Source organism: Marinobacter sp., from assembly GCF_048269445.1.
Classification (GTDB): Bacteria; Pseudomonadota; Gammaproteobacteria; order Pseudomonadales; family Oleiphilaceae; genus Marinobacter.
Map to the genome: position 1 here is coordinate 37,817 of NZ_JBLXIQ010000003.1, position 16,783 is coordinate 54,599.

At 58.3% G+C, this 16,783-nt stretch carries 16 protein-coding genes; 3 read left to right on the plus strand and 13 right to left on the minus strand.

Going from position 1 to position 16,783, the window contains the following annotated elements; all coding sequences use genetic code 11:
- Positions 1-6 precede the first annotated feature (6 nt).
- From ACN0XM_RS06465 to flhA, 13 genes are all read right to left on the minus strand, one after another.
- A complete protein-coding gene (locus ACN0XM_RS06465; protein ID WP_417566109.1) occupies positions 7-495 on the minus strand; it encodes a chemotaxis protein CheW in 489 nt (162 codons plus the stop codon).
- Positions 496-629: 134 nt separating this feature from the next.
- Positions 630-1,376: a chemotaxis protein CheW gene (locus ACN0XM_RS06470; protein WP_417566110.1), complete on the minus strand. Its 747-nt coding sequence runs from the start codon at positions 1,374-1,376 to the stop codon at positions 630-632.
- Positions 1,369-2,166, minus strand: a complete 798-nt coding sequence (locus ACN0XM_RS06475) for a ParA family protein (protein WP_417566111.1) — start codon at positions 2,164-2,166, stop codon at positions 1,369-1,371. The genes ACN0XM_RS06470 and ACN0XM_RS06475 overlap by 8 nt, the downstream gene beginning before the upstream one ends.
- Before the next feature lie 194 nt (positions 2,167-2,360).
- Positions 2,361-3,143 carry a flagellar motor protein MotD gene (gene motD, locus ACN0XM_RS06480; protein ID WP_417566112.1) on the minus strand — a complete coding sequence of 261 codons (783 nt, stop codon included), beginning with the start codon at positions 3,141-3,143 and terminating at the stop codon, positions 2,361-2,363.
- Positions 3,144-3,161: 18 nt separating this feature from the next.
- Positions 3,162-3,902, minus strand: a complete 741-nt coding sequence (locus ACN0XM_RS06485) for a flagellar motor protein (protein ID WP_417566113.1) — start codon at positions 3,900-3,902, stop codon at positions 3,162-3,164.
- On the minus strand, positions 3,902-5,071 hold the full coding sequence (locus ACN0XM_RS06490) for a protein-glutamate methylesterase/protein-glutamine glutaminase (RefSeq protein WP_417566114.1): 1,170 nt from the start codon (positions 5,069-5,071) through the stop codon (positions 3,902-3,904). Before ACN0XM_RS06490 ends, ACN0XM_RS06485 begins: the two co-directional genes overlap by 1 nt.
- Positions 5,072-5,113: 42 nt before the next feature.
- Positions 5,114-7,213: a chemotaxis protein CheW gene (locus ACN0XM_RS06495; RefSeq protein WP_417566115.1), complete on the minus strand. Its 2,100-nt coding sequence runs from the start codon at positions 7,211-7,213 to the stop codon at positions 5,114-5,116.
- Positions 7,214-7,229: 16 nt separating this feature from the next.
- Positions 7,230-8,015 carry a protein phosphatase CheZ gene (locus ACN0XM_RS06500; protein ID WP_417566116.1) on the minus strand — a complete coding sequence of 262 codons (786 nt, stop codon included), beginning with the start codon at positions 8,013-8,015 and terminating at the stop codon, positions 7,230-7,232.
- 20 nt (positions 8,016-8,035) lie between these two features.
- Entirely contained in the window at positions 8,036-8,419 is a 384-nt protein-coding gene (gene cheY, locus ACN0XM_RS06505) for a chemotaxis response regulator CheY (RefSeq protein ID WP_008173086.1), read from the minus strand.
- 162 nt (positions 8,420-8,581) lie between these two features.
- Positions 8,582-9,325, minus strand: coding sequence for an RNA polymerase sigma factor FliA (locus ACN0XM_RS06510; RefSeq protein WP_417566117.1), 744 nt, complete (start codon positions 9,323-9,325; stop codon positions 8,582-8,584).
- A gap of 32 nt (positions 9,326-9,357) precedes the next feature.
- Complete coding sequence (locus ACN0XM_RS06515) at positions 9,358-10,170, minus strand: MinD/ParA family protein (protein ID WP_417566118.1); 813 nt, start codon at positions 10,168-10,170, stop codon at positions 9,358-9,360.
- Between the two features lie 57 nt (positions 10,171-10,227).
- Positions 10,228-11,520 carry a flagellar biosynthesis protein FlhF gene (gene flhF / locus ACN0XM_RS06520; RefSeq protein ID WP_417566119.1) on the minus strand — a complete coding sequence of 431 codons (1,293 nt, stop codon included), beginning with the start codon at positions 11,518-11,520 and terminating at the stop codon, positions 10,228-10,230.
- Between the two features lie 60 nt (positions 11,521-11,580).
- Positions 11,581-13,761, minus strand: coding sequence for a flagellar biosynthesis protein FlhA (gene flhA, locus ACN0XM_RS06525; protein WP_417566120.1), 2,181 nt, complete (start codon positions 13,759-13,761; stop codon positions 11,581-11,583).
- Positions 13,762-13,980: 219 nt separating this feature from the next.
- Between flhA and upp the strand changes: the two genes are divergently transcribed.
- The 3 genes from upp to ACN0XM_RS06540 are packed head-to-tail and all read left to right on the plus strand — an operon-like array spanning position 13,981 to position 16,713.
- The gene (gene upp / locus ACN0XM_RS06530) at positions 13,981-14,619 is read left to right on the plus strand and encodes a uracil phosphoribosyltransferase (RefSeq protein ID WP_417566121.1); all 639 of its coding nucleotides are present in this window, start codon (positions 13,981-13,983) and stop codon (positions 14,617-14,619) included.
- Between the two features lie 2 nt (positions 14,620-14,621).
- Complete coding sequence (locus ACN0XM_RS06535; RefSeq protein ID WP_417566122.1) at positions 14,622-15,878, plus strand: uracil-xanthine permease family protein; 1,257 nt, start codon at positions 14,622-14,624, stop codon at positions 15,876-15,878.
- Complete coding sequence (locus ACN0XM_RS06540) at positions 15,859-16,713, plus strand: class I SAM-dependent methyltransferase (protein WP_417566123.1); 855 nt, start codon at positions 15,859-15,861, stop codon at positions 16,711-16,713. Before ACN0XM_RS06535 ends, ACN0XM_RS06540 begins: the two co-directional genes overlap by 20 nt.
- The last annotated feature ends 70 nt before the right edge of the window (positions 16,714-16,783 follow it).

Consider the following 16,783-nt stretch of genomic DNA (forward strand, 5'->3'; position numbering starts at 1 on the left):
TCCGATCTACAGCGCCGCGACTTCAGCCCACTCGTGGTCTGACAGCATCTTGTCGAACTCGACCAGTATGATCAGTTCGCCATCCTTGTTGCACACGCCCTGGATGAACTTGGCACTTTCCTCGTTACCCACGTTCGGTGCAGTCTCAATTTCACTGGCTTTCAGGTAAACCACCTCAGCTACCGAATCCACCAGAATACCCATAACCTGATTGGCCGATTCCATCACCACGACTCGGGTTGCATCGGTCACTTCCGCATCCGAAAGACCGAAGCGCCGGCGAGTGTCGATCACCGTAACCACGTTACCCCGCAGGTTGATGATTCCGAGCACGTAATCCGGAGCACCCGGAACCGGCGCAATCTCCGTGTATCTCAGCACCTCCTGGATCTGCATGACATTCAGACCGTAAGTCTCATCATCCAGCCGGAAAGTAACGTATTGCAGTACCTGATTATCCTGGGCCTGATTGGTTTGTCCGCTCGGGGATGCCATAGCGATGTTTCTCCTCTTGGGCTGCCCGGCGGGCAACCTGATCGTCAAAAAATTATCGTCAGTGCCCAATACTATAGTTAAGGGCACAAACCGTGCCAGCACGGCTCGGTTTCATTCGGTAACCGTTATATGTGTCAGCTCAGATCCAGATGATGCTCCCGCTCGGCCCGCACCAGAAGATCTGCCATGGTACGCACGTCAATGAGCGCGCACATCTGGTCTATCACGGTTCCCGCCAGCCAGGGACGCTTGCTCCTGGCCGTCCGCCAGCGCACTTCATCTGGCTTCAGGGTAAAGGACTGGGCTACGTTGTCGCAGGCCAGTCCCCAGTCGCTGTTATCGAGTCGGATCACAAACCGGTAGTTATCTCTGGCATCAAGCGGCACCCGCCCCGCCATGATCCATTCCGCAGTATCCACCACCCTGAGATTCTGATCCCGGTCGGGCCGGATACCCATATACCAGCGCGGGCTTCCTGGTATGGGACGAATCTCTTCCTCAATGCGATGGATGGCACCGAGCAAAATCAGCGGCACCGCCAGCTGCAACCCGCCAACGGTAAAAATAAGGCACTCAAAGGGCTGTTCGGACCATTCGGGGCGCGAGGGTGGCGCGACCGGTTCTGGCTCAGGCGCGGCAACGACTTCTGGTTCCGGCATGGAGGCTTCCGGTGCCAGACGAACCGTTGGCCGAGCCACGGCGGGCTTTTCCCGCAAAGGTTTGGGCGACTTGGGCCTGGCCGCCGGTTTTTCGGCGGTCTTTTCCGGAGCAACAACTTCCTCTCGCAACGCCGTATCCGTTGCGATATGCAGCAACTCGTCGAGATAACTGGCAATGGCGGACTCCGGGCTCGCCAGCTGTGTCAATTTATCGTCAGCCATGCTGACGTTCCTTCACGGACCCTACCCGGGCCATCAGGTCGTCAAGGAGATGGCTGTAGGCCCGGACCCCGTGAGTCTCCGCATCCATCGCAGAGGGAATCAAGCCCGCCTGGCTGGCATCCCGGAATTTTGTATCCACGGGAATGGCAAACTGCCACAGGGATTCCCGGTAGGTTTTGCGTAGCAAGTTGAGGCTTTTCACTGAAGCCTGAGTGCGGCGGTCATAGAGCGTTGGCACAATGGTGTAAGCCAGCTCATTCTTCTGGGAACGCATGATCATCTTGAGCGTATGGAGCATTCGCTCAAGTCCCTTGATAGCAAGAAATTCGGTTTGTACAGGGATGATAAGGTGCTGGGCAGCGGCCAAGGCATTGACCATAAGCACCCCAAGGGACGGCGTGTTGTCCAGAAGCACATAATCAAAATCATCCCAGAGCTGGGTCAGGGCCCGGGAGATAATCAGCCCCATGCCCTCCACGCCGATCATCCGGCGCTCCAGGGTGGCCAGCGCAGCACTCGCCGGCAGCAGGGACAGCCCCCGGCAACTGGTTTCAGTAATCAGCTGGGCCGGGAGTCCCGCAGGGACCTTGCCCTGATGCTGGAACAGATCAAACACACTGTGGGCGATGGTGTCCGGGTCGTATCCGAACCAGCTGGTAAGCGAACCGTGAGGGTCCAGATCAACAACGAGAACGCGCTTGCCCCGCTCAGCGAGCAAGCCGCCCAACGCAACAACGGATGTGGTTTTGCCGACACCACCTTTCTGATTGGCTACTGCCCAGATTCGCACGCTTTGATTCTCCAGAATACTCATCGGTGTGGCCGGATTAACAGGGGCCACAGTCCCGTTTATCGGCAGCCCCCCCGGCAACTTGAACGAATAACAGGGGGGTTTCCGGCAAGCTCTTGCCGTCGCCTTTTATGGACGGGAAGTAATACAGGAACCGTGCCAACGGAGCCATACGCATCTGCCGAGGAACGGCATCATCTCATGGCGCCCCGGACACTGGCGTCGCGGGAAATCAGCAACACCACACGCCGGTTTCTGCGCCGTCCCTCTTCCGCGTCATTTCGGGCAACCGGCTGATACTGGCCATAACCGACCGCGGCAAGCCGCTCGGGCTCAATGCCTTCCATGACCAGCATCCGGACAACGGCCGCCGCTCGGGCAGCGGACAGCTCCCAGTTGGATGGGAAGCGGGGCGTACTGATGGGCAGATTGTCGGTGAAACCCTCGACCTTCACCGCGTTATCACGGTTGTTAAGGACGGCAGCAATCTTCTCCACCACCTCGAAGGCATCATAGTGCGGTTCGGCATCCCCACTTCCGAACAGAAGACTGTTGGGCAGGTTCAGCTCCAGCCACTTGTCACTGGTTTCCAGCGTCACCACCCCCTGACTGATCAGCTCGTCGAATTCCATGGTCAACTGATCCGCCATGGCCCGCAGGGCCTCGGTCCGGGCCTGGGCGTCCATTTCAGGGTTTCGGGGAGCTTCGGTGACCGCCGGGGGTATCACGTTTTCGGCGGGCGCGCTCAGAGACTGCCGAGGCTGGTCGCCGATTTCGACGGGCTGAAAGGATCGCTGGGGCGCATTGAAAACCCCGGTCAGGGTTTCCGACAACACCTTGTATTTGCCTTCATTCACAGATGAAACCGAGTACATCACCACAAAGAAAGCAAACAGCAGGGTGATGAAGTCGGCATAGGAAATCAGCCAACGTTCCTTGTTGTTCAGGTCGTCCTGAGGTTGCCTACGGCGCCGCATAAATTGACCTGCGCATGCTTACTGCAGGAAGCCCCGCAGCCGCAATTCGATGGATTTCGGGTTTTCACCCTCAGCGATGGCAATAATGCCGTCAATCATCATGTCCTCGTAGCGGGTACGCTCCCGCACGATGCCGCGCATCTTGTTGGCCACCGGGAAGAACAGCAGGTTTGCCAGGGCAACACCGTAGATGGTTGCCACAAAGGCGGTGGCAATGCCGCTGCCGAGTGACTGAGGATCTTCCAGATTGGTCATCACCTGGATCAGACCCATGACAGCGCCGATAATCCCGATGGTTGGGGAATAGCCGCCCATGGCCTCAAACACCTTGGCAGACTCAAGATCCCGCTGTTCCCGGGAATCCAGATCCACCTCCATAATGCCCCGGAGGGTTTCCGTTTCCGCACCGTCCACCAGTAACTGAAGGCCTTTCCTGGCAAACGGTTCCGGCTCTCTCTCGGCTAGTCCTTCAAGGCCCAGAAGCCCTTGCTTGCGCGCCTTTACGCTCCAATCAATGACCTTGCCAATACCATCTTCCATATTGACGTACGGCGGAACAAAAACCCAGCGCACCTGAGTAAAGGCTCTTTTGAGCACAGGCCACGAGGTCTGGAGAATCGTCGCGGCAAATGTGCCACCAATAACAATCACAGCCGCGGGGCCATTAAAGAGCGAGCCCAGCGCTCCGCCTTCCAGCAGGTTGCCACCCAGTATGGCGGCAAAGGCGAGAACCACGCCAAGAAGGCTGAGGATATCCATCAGCTGACGCCTTCCACCAGCCGCGGCCCGATTTCATCCAGTGACAGGACCTCGTCGGTCAACCCGGCCTTGGCAACGGCCATGGGCATTCCGTAAATGACCGACGATTTTTCATCCTGAGACCAGATATCCGACCCACTCTGCTTCATCATGCGGCAGCCATCCTTGCCATCAGACCCCATGCCGGTAAGGATGACACCCAGGGTCTTGCCCGGGAAACTCCTGGCCAGTGAACCGAAGGTCACGTCGACGCAGGGCTTGTAATTGAGCCGCTCGTCGCCTGGCAGGATCCGGACACGGGCCTGCCCGCCCCGGTTTTCAATCATCATCTGTTTACCGCCGGGCGCCAGTAAGGCAAGGCCCGGGCGAAGCACATCGCCATCCTCTGCCTGCCGAACCTCTATGCGACAGAGTTTGTTCAGCCGTTCGGCAAAAGCTGGCGTAAAACTGGCAGGCATATGCTGGACCAGCACCAGTGGCGCCGGAAACGAAGCAGGCAAGGCGGTCAGTACCCGCTGCAGCGCCACCGGCCCACCCGTTGACGTACCAATGCCGACTACCGCGTAATGCTTGGCGGGGCCCCGGCGAAGATGGCGTCTGGGAGCTTCCGCCTCTCCTGTGGATCCCACACCCGGGGCCCGGTCCTGGAGGCCGGGGCGCTGATGCGGCGTTGGTTCAGGCCGGGGTCGTCCTGAAGCAATTCCCTCCGTGGTTCGGGCAATATTCGATGGAGGCTCTGGCCTGGCGGGGGCAGCCGGCCGGGCGCCGGGACGGCTGCGGGCGACATCCAGAACCCGGTCGATCAGGATTTTCTGGAGCTGACTGTTATCCCTTGCAATCTCCTCGAAATTCTTCGGCAGAAAGTCAACCGCGCCGGCTTCCAGGGCATCCAGAGTCACCCGCGCACCTTCATAGGTAAGCGAGGAAAACATAAGTACTGGCACTGGATGCTTGCGCATGATTTCACGAACCGCAGAAATGCCGTCCATTACCGGCATTTCGTAATCCATGGTGATCACATCCGGACGCAGCCTCTCGGCGAGTTCGACACCTTCGCGGCCGTTGGCGGCAGCACCGACGACCTTGATCTGACCGGAGCTGGTCAGGATTTCCGTCAGCCGTTTTCGAAAAAAACCTGAATCATCAACGACCAGGACAGAAACTGTCATCCATTTCTCCTACCTATTCCGTAATCACCGGCTGGCAACGGGTTAACCGTAGTGTTGCAGCAGGCTGGGAACATCAATAATCAGCGCGATTCGACCATCGCCGGTGATCGTGGCGCCGGCCATACCCGGAGTGCCCTGGAGGGCACGACCCAGCGGCTTGATAACGACCTCTTCCTGCCCCACCAGCTGGTCGACCACAAAGCCTACCTGTTTGGTGCCCATGGCCACTATCACGACGTGGGCATTCGCCGGGACTTCCCGGGATCCGTTGTTACGCAACAGCCAGCGCTTGATGTGGAATAACGGGAACACTTTTTCCCGAACCACGATGCATTCTCGGCCGTCTACGATATTGGTTTTGGTGAGATCGAGATGGAATATCTCGACCACGTTTACCAGCGGCAAGGCAAAGGACTGGTCCCCGAGCATGATCATCAGGGTCGGCATGATCGCCAGTGTCAGCGGAACCTTGATAACAATTCGCGACCCTTTACCCAGCTCCGACTCAATGCTTAGCTGGCCATTGAGCTGGCCAATCTTGGTCTTCACCACATCCATGCCGACCCCACGGCCAGAGACATCGGAAATCTGCTCTTTGGTGGAGAAGCCGGCGGCAAAGATCAGGTTGTAGCACTCGGTATTGCTCAGGCGATCGGCTGCATCCTGTTCGTAAATCCCCTTTTCTACCGCCTTGCGACGCAACACTTCAGGATCCATACCAGCTCCATCGTCCTCGATGAACAGCAGGATGTGATCCCCTTCCTGCTCCGCCGACAGGGTCACCGTACCCTGGCGCGGTTTGCCGGCCTTTTCCCGAACATCCGGTGCCTCGATGCCGTGATCGACAGAGTTGCGGACCAGGTGCACCAGAGGATCGGACAGTGCTTCCACCAGGTTCTTGTCGAGGTCGGTTTCCTCGCCATGCATCACCAGATTCACTTCTTTCTTGAGGCTTCTGGCAAGATCCCGGACCACTCGCGGGAAGCGGCCAAACACTTTCTTGATCGGCTGCATGCGGGTCTGCATCACCGCGGACTGAAGATCGGTTGTTACCACATCCAGGTTCGAGACCGCCTTGTGCATGTGCTCGTCTTCGCTTGCCGCGCCCAGACGCTGCAAACGGTTCCGGACCAGAACCAGCTCGCCCACCATGTTCATGATGTCGTCCAGGCGCTTGGTGTCGACGCGCACGGTGGTTTCCGCCGCCGAGGCATGTTCCCTCGCTGGCATGGCCGGTGCCGCACCGCCTTGGGTGACCGGTTTGTCAGCGGGTTTCGGTTCTTCCTTCGGTTTGTCAGCCTTGGGTGGCCCGGCTTTCGGTTTTTGCGTTTTCGGCTGCGACGCCGGCTGACCGCCGATGGTCGGGCTTCCGCCCTTGCCATGGAGTTCGTCCAGCAGCTGCTCAAATTCGTCGTCGCTGATCAGATCATCGCTACCGCCGGTTTCAGTCTTCGGGGGCTGTTTTTCGCCTTGCTTGCCTGTCGTCTCATCCCCGGCAGGCGCACCCGCAAACTGACCCTTTCCATGCAACTGGTCCAGAAGCGCCTCAAATTCATCATCACTGATCTCATCACCACCGGAACTCTCGTCCTTGCTGGCACCGGCATCAGGACTGGACGGCGGTGACGGTTCGTCGGGTTGATCATCATGCAAGGCATCCAGCAACTTCTCGAATTCGTCGTCGGTGATGTCGCCGCCGTCTTCCTTCACTTGTTCCTGTAGTGGAGCAGTGGCCGGGGAGGCACTTTCGGACTCCGGCCTTGCCAGGGCGTCGAGCGCTGCAATCAGTTCCTTGGGGGCGGGCGTCGCTTCTTGGTTGTTCCGGACCTGCTCAAACATCGCGTTAACGTTATCGAGGGCTTCCAGAACCACATCCATCAGCTCTGAATCCACCTTGCGCTTGTGGTTGCGCAGGATGTCGAACACGTTCTCCGCGGAATGACAGCAACTCACCAGAGCATCAAGCTGCAGGAAGCCCGCCCCACCCTTTACGGTGTGAAAGCCGCGGAAGATGGCGTTGAGCAGATCACTGTCATCTGGATGTTGCTCAAGGTCTACCAACTGCTCTGACAGCTTTTCGAGTATTTCGCCGGCCTCTACCAGAAAGTCCTGCAGAATCTCGTCATCAGCATCAAACGCCATGCGTTACCCTCTTTGTTCAGAAACCGAGACTGGACAACAAGTCGTCTACATCGTCCTGTCCCGAGACTACATCTTCACGCTCATCGGCCTTGATCTGGGGCCCGACGCCCTTTTCCGCAGACTCTTCCCTTTCCTCAATCTGGTGCACTGTGCCCGTCAATTGATCGACATGACTGGCCATCACCACCAGGCTGAGCATCTGCTCTTCAACCTCTTTCACCAACGTGGTGACTTTCTGGATGACCTGCCCGGTGAGGTCCTGGAAATCCTGCGCCAGCAGTATTTCCGAAAGATTGTTGTACATGATGTCCGCGTTCGTGGTCATGCCGGCAAAAAAATTGTCGATCCGGCCATACAACTGGCGAAATTCTGCCGGCTGCATCTCCCGGCGCCGTAAACGTTGCCACTCGTCTCGCAAGGCCGACGCCTCGTCTCTCAGTGCGTTGGCTACCGGCATGGTTGCCTCAACCAGATCCATGGTCCGGTTGGCCGCTTCACCGGTCATTTGCACCACGTACTCAAGGCGATCAGAGGCGTCTGTCATTTTTGACAGCGCTTCCTGCTGCTCCGCGTTACGGGGATCTATCTGAAAGTTCCGAATTGCTTCGTGCAGGCTCCGGGTCAGTCGCCCGACCTCGCGATACAGACTCTGATCCCTGACTTCACTGAGCTCATTGATCAGGGTCATGGCTTTGGCATAGTCACCGGCATTAACGCATTCAGCCAGTTCGATTGCCTGACGCTGGAGCTTTTCCGTAACCTCTGGTTCGAGGCCCCGATGGTTCTTCTTGCTATCGCTCATGAGAGCCATCCGACCTCTGGTTACTGGATTCTTTCAAAGATTTTCTCAATCTTTTCCTTGAGCACCGCTGCGGTAAACGGCTTGACCACATAGCCATTCACGCCTGCCTGGGCAGCGGCAACAATCTGGTCCCGTTTGGCTTCCGCGGTCACCATCAGCACCGGCAGGGTTTTCAGGTTCTCGTCCGCCCTGACGGCCTTGAGCAGATCGAAACCGGACATGCCGGGCATGTTCCAGTCAGTGACCAGAAAATCGTATTTTCCACTCTTGAGCATCGGCAACGCCGTGTTGCCGTCATCAGCTTCATCGGTGTTGGTGAAGCCAAGATCACGCAGCAGGTTCTTGATGATCCGTCGCATCGTGGAAAAGTCATCCACAATGAGAATTTTCATGTTCTTGTCCAATGGGACCTCCAGTTAGTAACGCCCGGAATTCGTTTGACCTTTCTGCTCGAAAACCAGCAGGCCGCTGTTTTAAGCGCTTATTGTCTGATGTTTGCTTCGGTTGTAAAGCATCGGTTACCAAAAACTACAGACTGCCCCGCTGCGGTCACACACAGGCGGTGATCAGTTGCCCGCATCCTGGCGCCAGTCCGATAACCGTCCGCGAAGGCGCAAGGCCGCCTGGCTGTGAATCTGACTGACCCTACTTTCACTGACACCGAGCACCGCGCCGATTTCCTTGAGGTTCAGTTCGTCCTGGTAATACAGGCTCAGTACCAGTTTTTCCCGCTCTGGCAGATCCTCTATGGCTTCAGCGAGACTGCGGCGGAATGCGTCAGACGACAGCCCTTCCAGGGGATTATCCCGTAGGTCTGTCTGTTGTATCGGCAGCTCGCCGGATTCATTGAGCTCATCGAGACTAAAAAGTCGGCCACTGTTGGAATCGGAGAGGTAGGAGTGATACTCGTTTAACCCCATACCCAGTTCTTCAGCCACCTCCATATCCATGGCTCCCCGGCCGAGGCGATCTTCGGCGGTCTTGATGGCCTGGGAAATACGGCGGGCATTGCGGTGCACGGAACGGGGAACCCAGTCACCCTTGCGGATCTCATCCACCATGGCGCCACGAATCCGGATACCGGCATAGGTCTCGAAGGTTGCGCCCTTGGTGGAGCTGTAGCGTTGAGCAGCCTCAAGCAGACCGATCATTCCGGCCTGCATAAGGTCTTCAAGCTGGACAGAGGCCGGTAGCCGGGCCATCAGATGAAGGGCGATTTTCTTGACCAGAGGCGCATGCTCCTCAACGAGCTGAGAAGGCTTCTGCGCGCCAGACTGGTTATAGATTCCGAGGTTTTTCGCCAATGTCATGTATCCGGTTTTTTTGTTTGACTGGATCCGATTCAGACTTCGACGAGCCGCTCCACAAAGAATTCCAGGTGGCCGCGGGGAGAGGAAGGCAGCGGCCAGCTATCAACTTTTTCCGCCAGCGCCTTGATAGCCAGCGACGCTTTCGCCCTGGGATAGGCATCCAGCACTGCTCTCTGCCGCTGAACCGCTTTTTTCACAGCCTCATCGTACGGCACCATGCCAACATATTGTAGTGCCACATCCAGGAAGCGCTCGGTGACCCGGGTCAGTTTTTCAAACAGATGCCGGCCTTCCTGCTCATTCCTCACCTGGTTGGCAAGAATGCGAAAGCGGTTGGTGCCGTAATCACGGTTCATAAGTTTAATCAGAGCGTAACAGTCAGTGATGGATGTGGGCTCGTCGACCACCACCAGGAGCAGCTCCTGGGAGGCTCTCAGAAAACTCACCACGGATTCGGAAATGCCCGCCGCGGTGTCCACGATCAGCACATCGATTTGGTCACCGAGTTCACTGAATGCGTTGATCAGCCCGGCATGCTCCATGGGGCTAAGCTGGGTCATCCGCTGGGTACCGGAGGACGCCGGTACAATCTTGATACCACCCGGGCCATCGACCAGAACATCCCTGAGATCACAGTCACCCGCCAGTACATCCTGAAGGTTCCGGTTGGCGGTAATACCGAGCAGTACATCGATATTGGCCAGCCCCAGATCGGCATCAAGAAGCACCACTCTCCGGCCTTTCTGCGCCAGAGCAATCCCGAGGTTCACCGACACGTTACTCTTGCCGACTCCACCTTTCCCGCCGGAAACTGCAATCACCTGTACCGGTTGTGCTCTGCTCATACTGTTTTTAGTCTCTCGCCACGTTTAGCCGGGTGCTGTTTTTGGAGGCTAGCTCTCTCACGCTCCTTCAGCGACTGCCTGCTGCTTCTGGAGGGTTTTAAGCCGGTCCACGGCCAGCCGCACCAGCGGAACAGCTTCCGCGTGGTGCAGGTCTTCGGGAATCTTTTGCCCGTCTGTGTAATAAGCCACCGGCAGGCCGGTTTCCATCACAAAGCCGAGCGACTCGCCCAATGTCAGGGCCTCGTCGATCTTGGTCAAAACACAGCCCGCAAGTTTAGCCATCTTATAGCAATGCCAGACGGATTTCATGATGCGCGGCTGACTGGTAGCCGAGACAACCAGATGTGTCTTGATATTGTGATGGCTGCGCGCCAGTTCGGCCAGCTGTTCCTGATAGCCTTTGTCCGAACTGGTGAGCCCGGCGGTGTCAATCAGTACCAGATGACGGTCTGACAACTCGTCCAGAATATCATCCAGACTATGACTCTCGTCGACGACTCTCACCGGAACATTCAAAATGCGACCGAAGACAAACAACTGTTCATGGGCCGCCACCCGATAACGGTCAGTGGTCACCAGCGCCACGGAATCAGCACCGTGCTTGAGCACATACCGCGCCGCGAGCTTGCCAATGGTGGTGGTTTTACCCGAGCCTGTCGGCCCCACCAGGGCAAAGACGCCGCCCTGATCCAGCCATTCCGTGCGGGAAGTCCGTACGCCGGTGCACAGCATTTTAAGGGATTGCTTCCAGCCATCCTCCAGACGCCCAGCCTTGTGGCGGCGAGAAATTGACCCCGCCAGATCGCTTCCCAGACCAAACTCCTGAAGTCGCTCGGCCAGCCTCTGCTGAACCGCATTGGTTGCCGGCACCTCAGGCTCCGGCTTACGACCCTGCATCATGTCCTTGAGGGAACTGATCTCCGCGCGCATCTGCGCCAGCTCATCGGAATAGACTTCCCCGGATCGGTTTAAAGCCGGATCCTGATCATCAAACCCGGAACCCAATGTCTCTTGAACCGCCGCGAACGACGCCCCGGTATAACCCGCCCCCTGGGAGGCCCGCCTTTCCCGCACCTCGCGAATACGATCCCGGGACCGGCCGAGCTCGTCCTCAAGACGACGGTGCTGATTCGCCTGCATTTCTGCCAGGCGCGAGCCGTTGGTAGCTTCCTGCGCCTGGTCACCCAGTCGCTGGCGCGCCATGTTTTCGTCATAGTCCAGCGCCGTCACAATTTCGACGCCGCCGTCCACCCGGCGGTTTGAAAGAATTACGGCGTCCGGCCCCATTTGTTCGCTGACCTGTTTCAGCGCCTCTGCCATAGTCTTGGCAAAAAACCGTTTTACTTTCATGATGCCTCTTCCTCCACCGGCAACGCCGTTCCGGCGTAGTCCGTTATGTCATCCGCGCCGTTACTGACCAACGGACGCCACGATCGTGATCTGTTTGTTATCCGGTATTTCCTGGTACGAGAGCACATGCAAGCGCTCTACCCCGTAGCTGGCAAACTTCGCCAGCACCGGCCTCAGCGGCCCGGAAACCAGCAAGATGGCCGGCTTACCTAGCATTTCCTGCCGCTGGACGCTCTCCTGAAGGGAGCGCTGGAGCTTTTCAACCATATTCGGCTCCAGAACCAGGCCAATGTCTTCCTGTCCGCCGGATTGTTGACTCTGCTGAACAGACTTTAGCAATAACTGTTCCAGATCCGGATCCAGGGTGATTACCGGTATCTCCGCCCCATTGCCACAGATGCTTTGCACGATCATCCGTCGCAATGACTGACGGGCAACGGTCGTCAGCAACTTCGGATCCTGGCTCTTCGGATGGACATTGACGATAGCCTCGGCAATGGAACGCATATCCCGGATCGGTACTTCTTCCCGGAGGAGATTTTGCAGCACCTTGAGAAGCAGACTGATGGAAACGGTGGTCGGCACCAACTCTTCAGCCAGCTTGGGCGAGACCTTCTCCAGCTGATCCAGCCACTTCTGAACCTCCTCGTGACCCAGCAATTCATGGGCGTGCTTCTGCAACACCTGATTGAGGTGGGTCGCCACAACCGTGCTGGCATCCACAACTGTATACCCGAGGGTCTGGGCCTGATCTTTGCGATCCGGCTCGATCCAGCAGGCATCCAGGCCAAAAGCCGGGTCCTTACCTTCAATCCCCTCTATTTTCCCGAACACCTGGCCCGGATCGATGGCCAATTCCCGGTCAGGGTGAATCTCAGCCTCGGCGATGGTCACCCCCATCAGCGTGATGCGATAGACGTTGGGCATCAGATCGAGATTGTCGCGAATGTGAACCGACGGCATCAGAAAGCCGAGATCCTGGGACAGCTTCTTGCGCACGCCCTTAATGCGGCTGAGGAGCTGACCACCCTGGGATTTGTCGACCAGTGGGATCAGCCGGTAACCCACCTCCAGGCCGACGATATCGACTGTAGCAACATCGTCCCAGCCCAGCTCTTTGGTTTCGCCCGGAGCCGGAAGCTGGCGACCCGGATCGCCACCCACATCCCCGCCTGGTGGCAGATCGCGACCAGCCGTACGAGACGTACCAGCTGTCCCGCCGCGCCCCGGGAATACGCCCTCTTCTTCTACCGTCTGGCGCTGATGTTTCCAAATATACCAGGCGGCCCCCCCTGCCAGCGCACCCAGACCCAGGAAGGCGACATGCGGCATACCCGGAATCAGGCCGAGAATGATCAGGATCCCTGCGGCAATTGACAGCGCCTTGGGTGCACTGAACATCTGCTGCAAAATCTGCCCACCCATGTCCTGGCTGGAAGTTACCCGGGTAACCATGATGGCGGCAGAGGTTGAGAGCAGCAGCGAAGGAATCTGGGCGACCAGGCCATCACCGATGGTAAGGAGTGCATAGCGCTCCATGGCCAGACCAAAATCCAGGCCATGCTGGAGCATGCCGATCGCCACCCCACCGATGATATTGATCGCCAGAATCAGCAGGCCGGCAACAGCATCGCCTTTCACGAACTTCGACGCACCGTCCATGGAGCCATAGAAATCGGCTTCCTGGGCAATCTCGGACCGACGATGCTTGGCTTCGTCCTGGTTGATCAGGCCAGCGTTCAGGTCGGCATCAATCGCCATCTGCTTGCCGGGCATGGCATCCAGCGTAAACCGGGCACTTACCTCGGACACCCGACCGGCACCCTTGGTCACCACCAGGAAGTTAATGATCATCAGGATTGCAAAGACCACCAGGCCAACGGCGTAGTTGCCGCCAATCAATACGGCGCCGAAGGATTCAATGACCTTACCGGCGGCGTCTCCGCCCTCATGGCCATTGAGCAACACGATCCGGGTAGACGCCACGTTCAGCGCCAGGCGCAGCAACGTGGCGACCAGCAACACCGTTGGGAAAGACGCAAACTCCATGGGCCGAAGCGCATAGACACACACCAGAAGGATGACGATCGACAGGGTGATGTTAAAGGTAAAAAACACGTCCAGCAGGAAGGCCGGCATGGGCAGAATCATCATGCCCAGCAACCCCATCAACATGACGGGTACGCCCAGATTGCCCCGCGTCAGGGTTTTGACGTTATTGAGGACTAAAGCTCTGTCCATGCCGGAAAATTCTCCGATTGGCCGTGCCTGAAGGCATTTTGAAGGTCGAGATTCTGACGCCGGGACGTCGTTTGAAGGGGTTATCGCAAGATCCGTACCACTCCTTGAGGATTTTCACCCAGACCAGCGCTCAGCGGCCTGACGCGACTTGCCAGATGCGGTATCCTTGCGCCATTTGATCGCGACATTGAACCCCTAACCAGACACACAGGTGACCCCATGCCAATCCACGAGGTAAAACACCCGCTCATCCGCCACAAACTCGGCCTGATGCGCCGTGCGGATATCAGCACCAAGAATTTTCGTGAGCTGGCACAGGAAGTCGGTGCCCTGCTGACCTACGAGGCCACCAAGGATTTCTCCCTGCAGGAGAAGACCATTGAGGGTTGGGCCGGCCCGGTGAACGTGGAACAGATCCACGGCAAGAAAATCACCATTGTTCCGATTCTTCGGGCGGGTCTTGGCATGCTCGACGGTGTACTCAGTCTGATCCCGGTCGCCCGGGTCAGCGTTGTCGGCCAGATCCGCAACGAGGAAACCCTGGAAGCCAGCACCTATCTGGAAAAACTGGTGGGCGAACTGGACCAGCGCATGGCCCTGATTGTCGATCCGATGCTGGCTACCGGCGGCTCCATGATTTCCACCATCGACCTGCTCAAGAAGGCAGGCAGCACCGAGATCCGGGCCCTGGTTCTGGTCGCCGCCCCTGAAGGTGTTGAAAAGGTTCTCGAAAAACACCCGGATGTGTCTATCTACACGGCCTCCGTGGACCAGCGCCTGAATGAGAAGGGCTATATCCTCCCGGGTCTCGGCGATGCCGGCGACAAGATCTTCGGCACCAAGCAGAAGGACGTTTGAGCATGCAGGATCACACCAATGACCCGGTCTGGAAACAGGCAATTGCCGGCTCCCAGATGCTGCTAGTGGCCTTCGGCGCCCTGGTTCTGATGCCACTGATCACCGGGCTGGACCCCAATGTGGCCCTGTTCACAGCTGGCCTTGGAACCCTGATCTTCCACGTGGTCACCGGCGGCCAGATTCCCATTTTCCTGGCCTCTTCCTTCGCCTTTATCGCACCCGTTATTGCCTCCAAGGGCCGGTTCGGCATGGAAGAAACCCTCGGCGGCCTGATGGCCGCGGGTATTCTCTACATCATTCTGAGCGGACTGATCCGCCTTCGCGGCACCGGTTTTGTTCGCCAGCTGCTGCCACCGGTCGTGATCGGGCCGGTAATTATGACCATCGGGCTTGGCCTCGCGCCAGTGGCTGTGCATATGGCCTCCGGTCGCACCGGCGACGGTGCGACCCAGTTGATTCCCCACGACACCGCCATCTGGATCGCCATGACCTCCCTTGCTGTGACCATCATCATGTCGGTCTGGGCCAAGGGGATTTTCCGGCTGATTCCCATCATGTTTGGGGTTATCACCGGCTATATCCTCTCCGCATTCGCCGGCATTGTGGATACCACGCCTATTCAGGAAGCGGCGTGGTTCGCAGCACCCAACTTCGTTGCGCCGTCCTTCAGCTGGGGCGCGGTCCTGTTCATGATTCCGGTAGCCCTTGCGCCGGCCATCGAACACATCGGTGACGTACTGGCCATCGGCAACGTGACCCGCAAGAACTACCTGGAAAAGCCCGGCCTTCATCGCACCCTGCTGGGCGACGGCCTCGCCACCAGCGCCGCCGCCCTGCTCGGCGGACCGCCCAACACGACTTACTCGGAAGTCACCGGCGCGGTCATGCTGACCAAGAACTTCAACCCGAAGGTGATGTGGTGGGCCGCCTGTATCGCCATCGTTCTGGCCTTCGTGGGCAAGTTCGGCGCCGCGCTGCAGACCATCCCGGCGCCGGTCATGGGCGGCATCCTGTGCCTGCTGTTCGGCTCCATCGCGGTAGTTGGCCTTAACACACTGATCCGCCATCAGGTGGACCTGTCAAAGTCCCGCAATCTGGTTATCGTGGGTGTCACCCTGGTGTTCGGAATTGGCGGCATGGTTCTCGGCAACCTGGAAGGTATCGCGCTGTGCGCGGTGGCCGCCATCAGCCTGAACCTGGTGCTGCCCGGTAGCCGCGAGGCTTGGGGTAAAGCAGTCTATGAGCAGAAAGCCGACTGACAGCTCGGGCATCAGTTTCACCGCCCTGTACACCGGTGCCGTCTGGCACCGTTACGGGCTGTCGGATGACGCCCTCGCCACCACCAAGGGGCGTGTGCTCTACCACCTGATGACGCCATTTGAAGCCGCCAGCAAGGCGGCCATCGGCGGCAACATCCGCACCTTTCTGCTCCAGCGCCACCTCATCATCGACCACCTGATTGACCGGGCAATCCGGGACCGAGGCTTCACCCAGGTCCTGGAAATCGCCTGCGGCATGTCACCCCGGGGCCTCCGCCTCCGGCAAAGGCACCCGCTGATCCACATGGTGGAGGCCGACCTGCCCGACATGGCCGGCCGCAAGGCCCTGAGACTCCTGGCCACCGGCCGGTTGGGCGACCACCACCAGGTAACACCGATTGATATCCTGGCAGACCACGGCGAGTATCAGCTTGAGACTGTGATCAACCGGGTGTTCGACAACACCCAGCCGGTGATCATCATCACCGAAGGCCTGACAAGTTATTTTTCGGTGGATGTCATCAGCAACTTCTGGCGCCGGCTCGCCGCGGCCACGGCAAAGCGCCCCGGTTCCATCTACCTGTCCGAAAGCTACTACCAACCCACCCAGCCGCTGCTTAGCGCCACCCTCAAAGCCCTCGGCAGCATGCTCGGAGCAGCCACCCGAAGCCAGGTTACCTTCCACTTCCAGACCGACGAACAGGCCCGGGAGCATTTCCGTTCCTGCGGGTTCAACGCCACGACCGTGCATGATCCCCGGTCCTGGTATGGAATCCTGCCGATACCGGAAAGCCGGGGGGAGCCGATGGTTCGGGTTATTGAGGCTGGCTGTTAAGTAGGTTTTCGGCTTCGGCTCTAGCCCAAGCCTGAAATTGGAGAGGAGGAGGCTTGCGGGGTTACTTCCC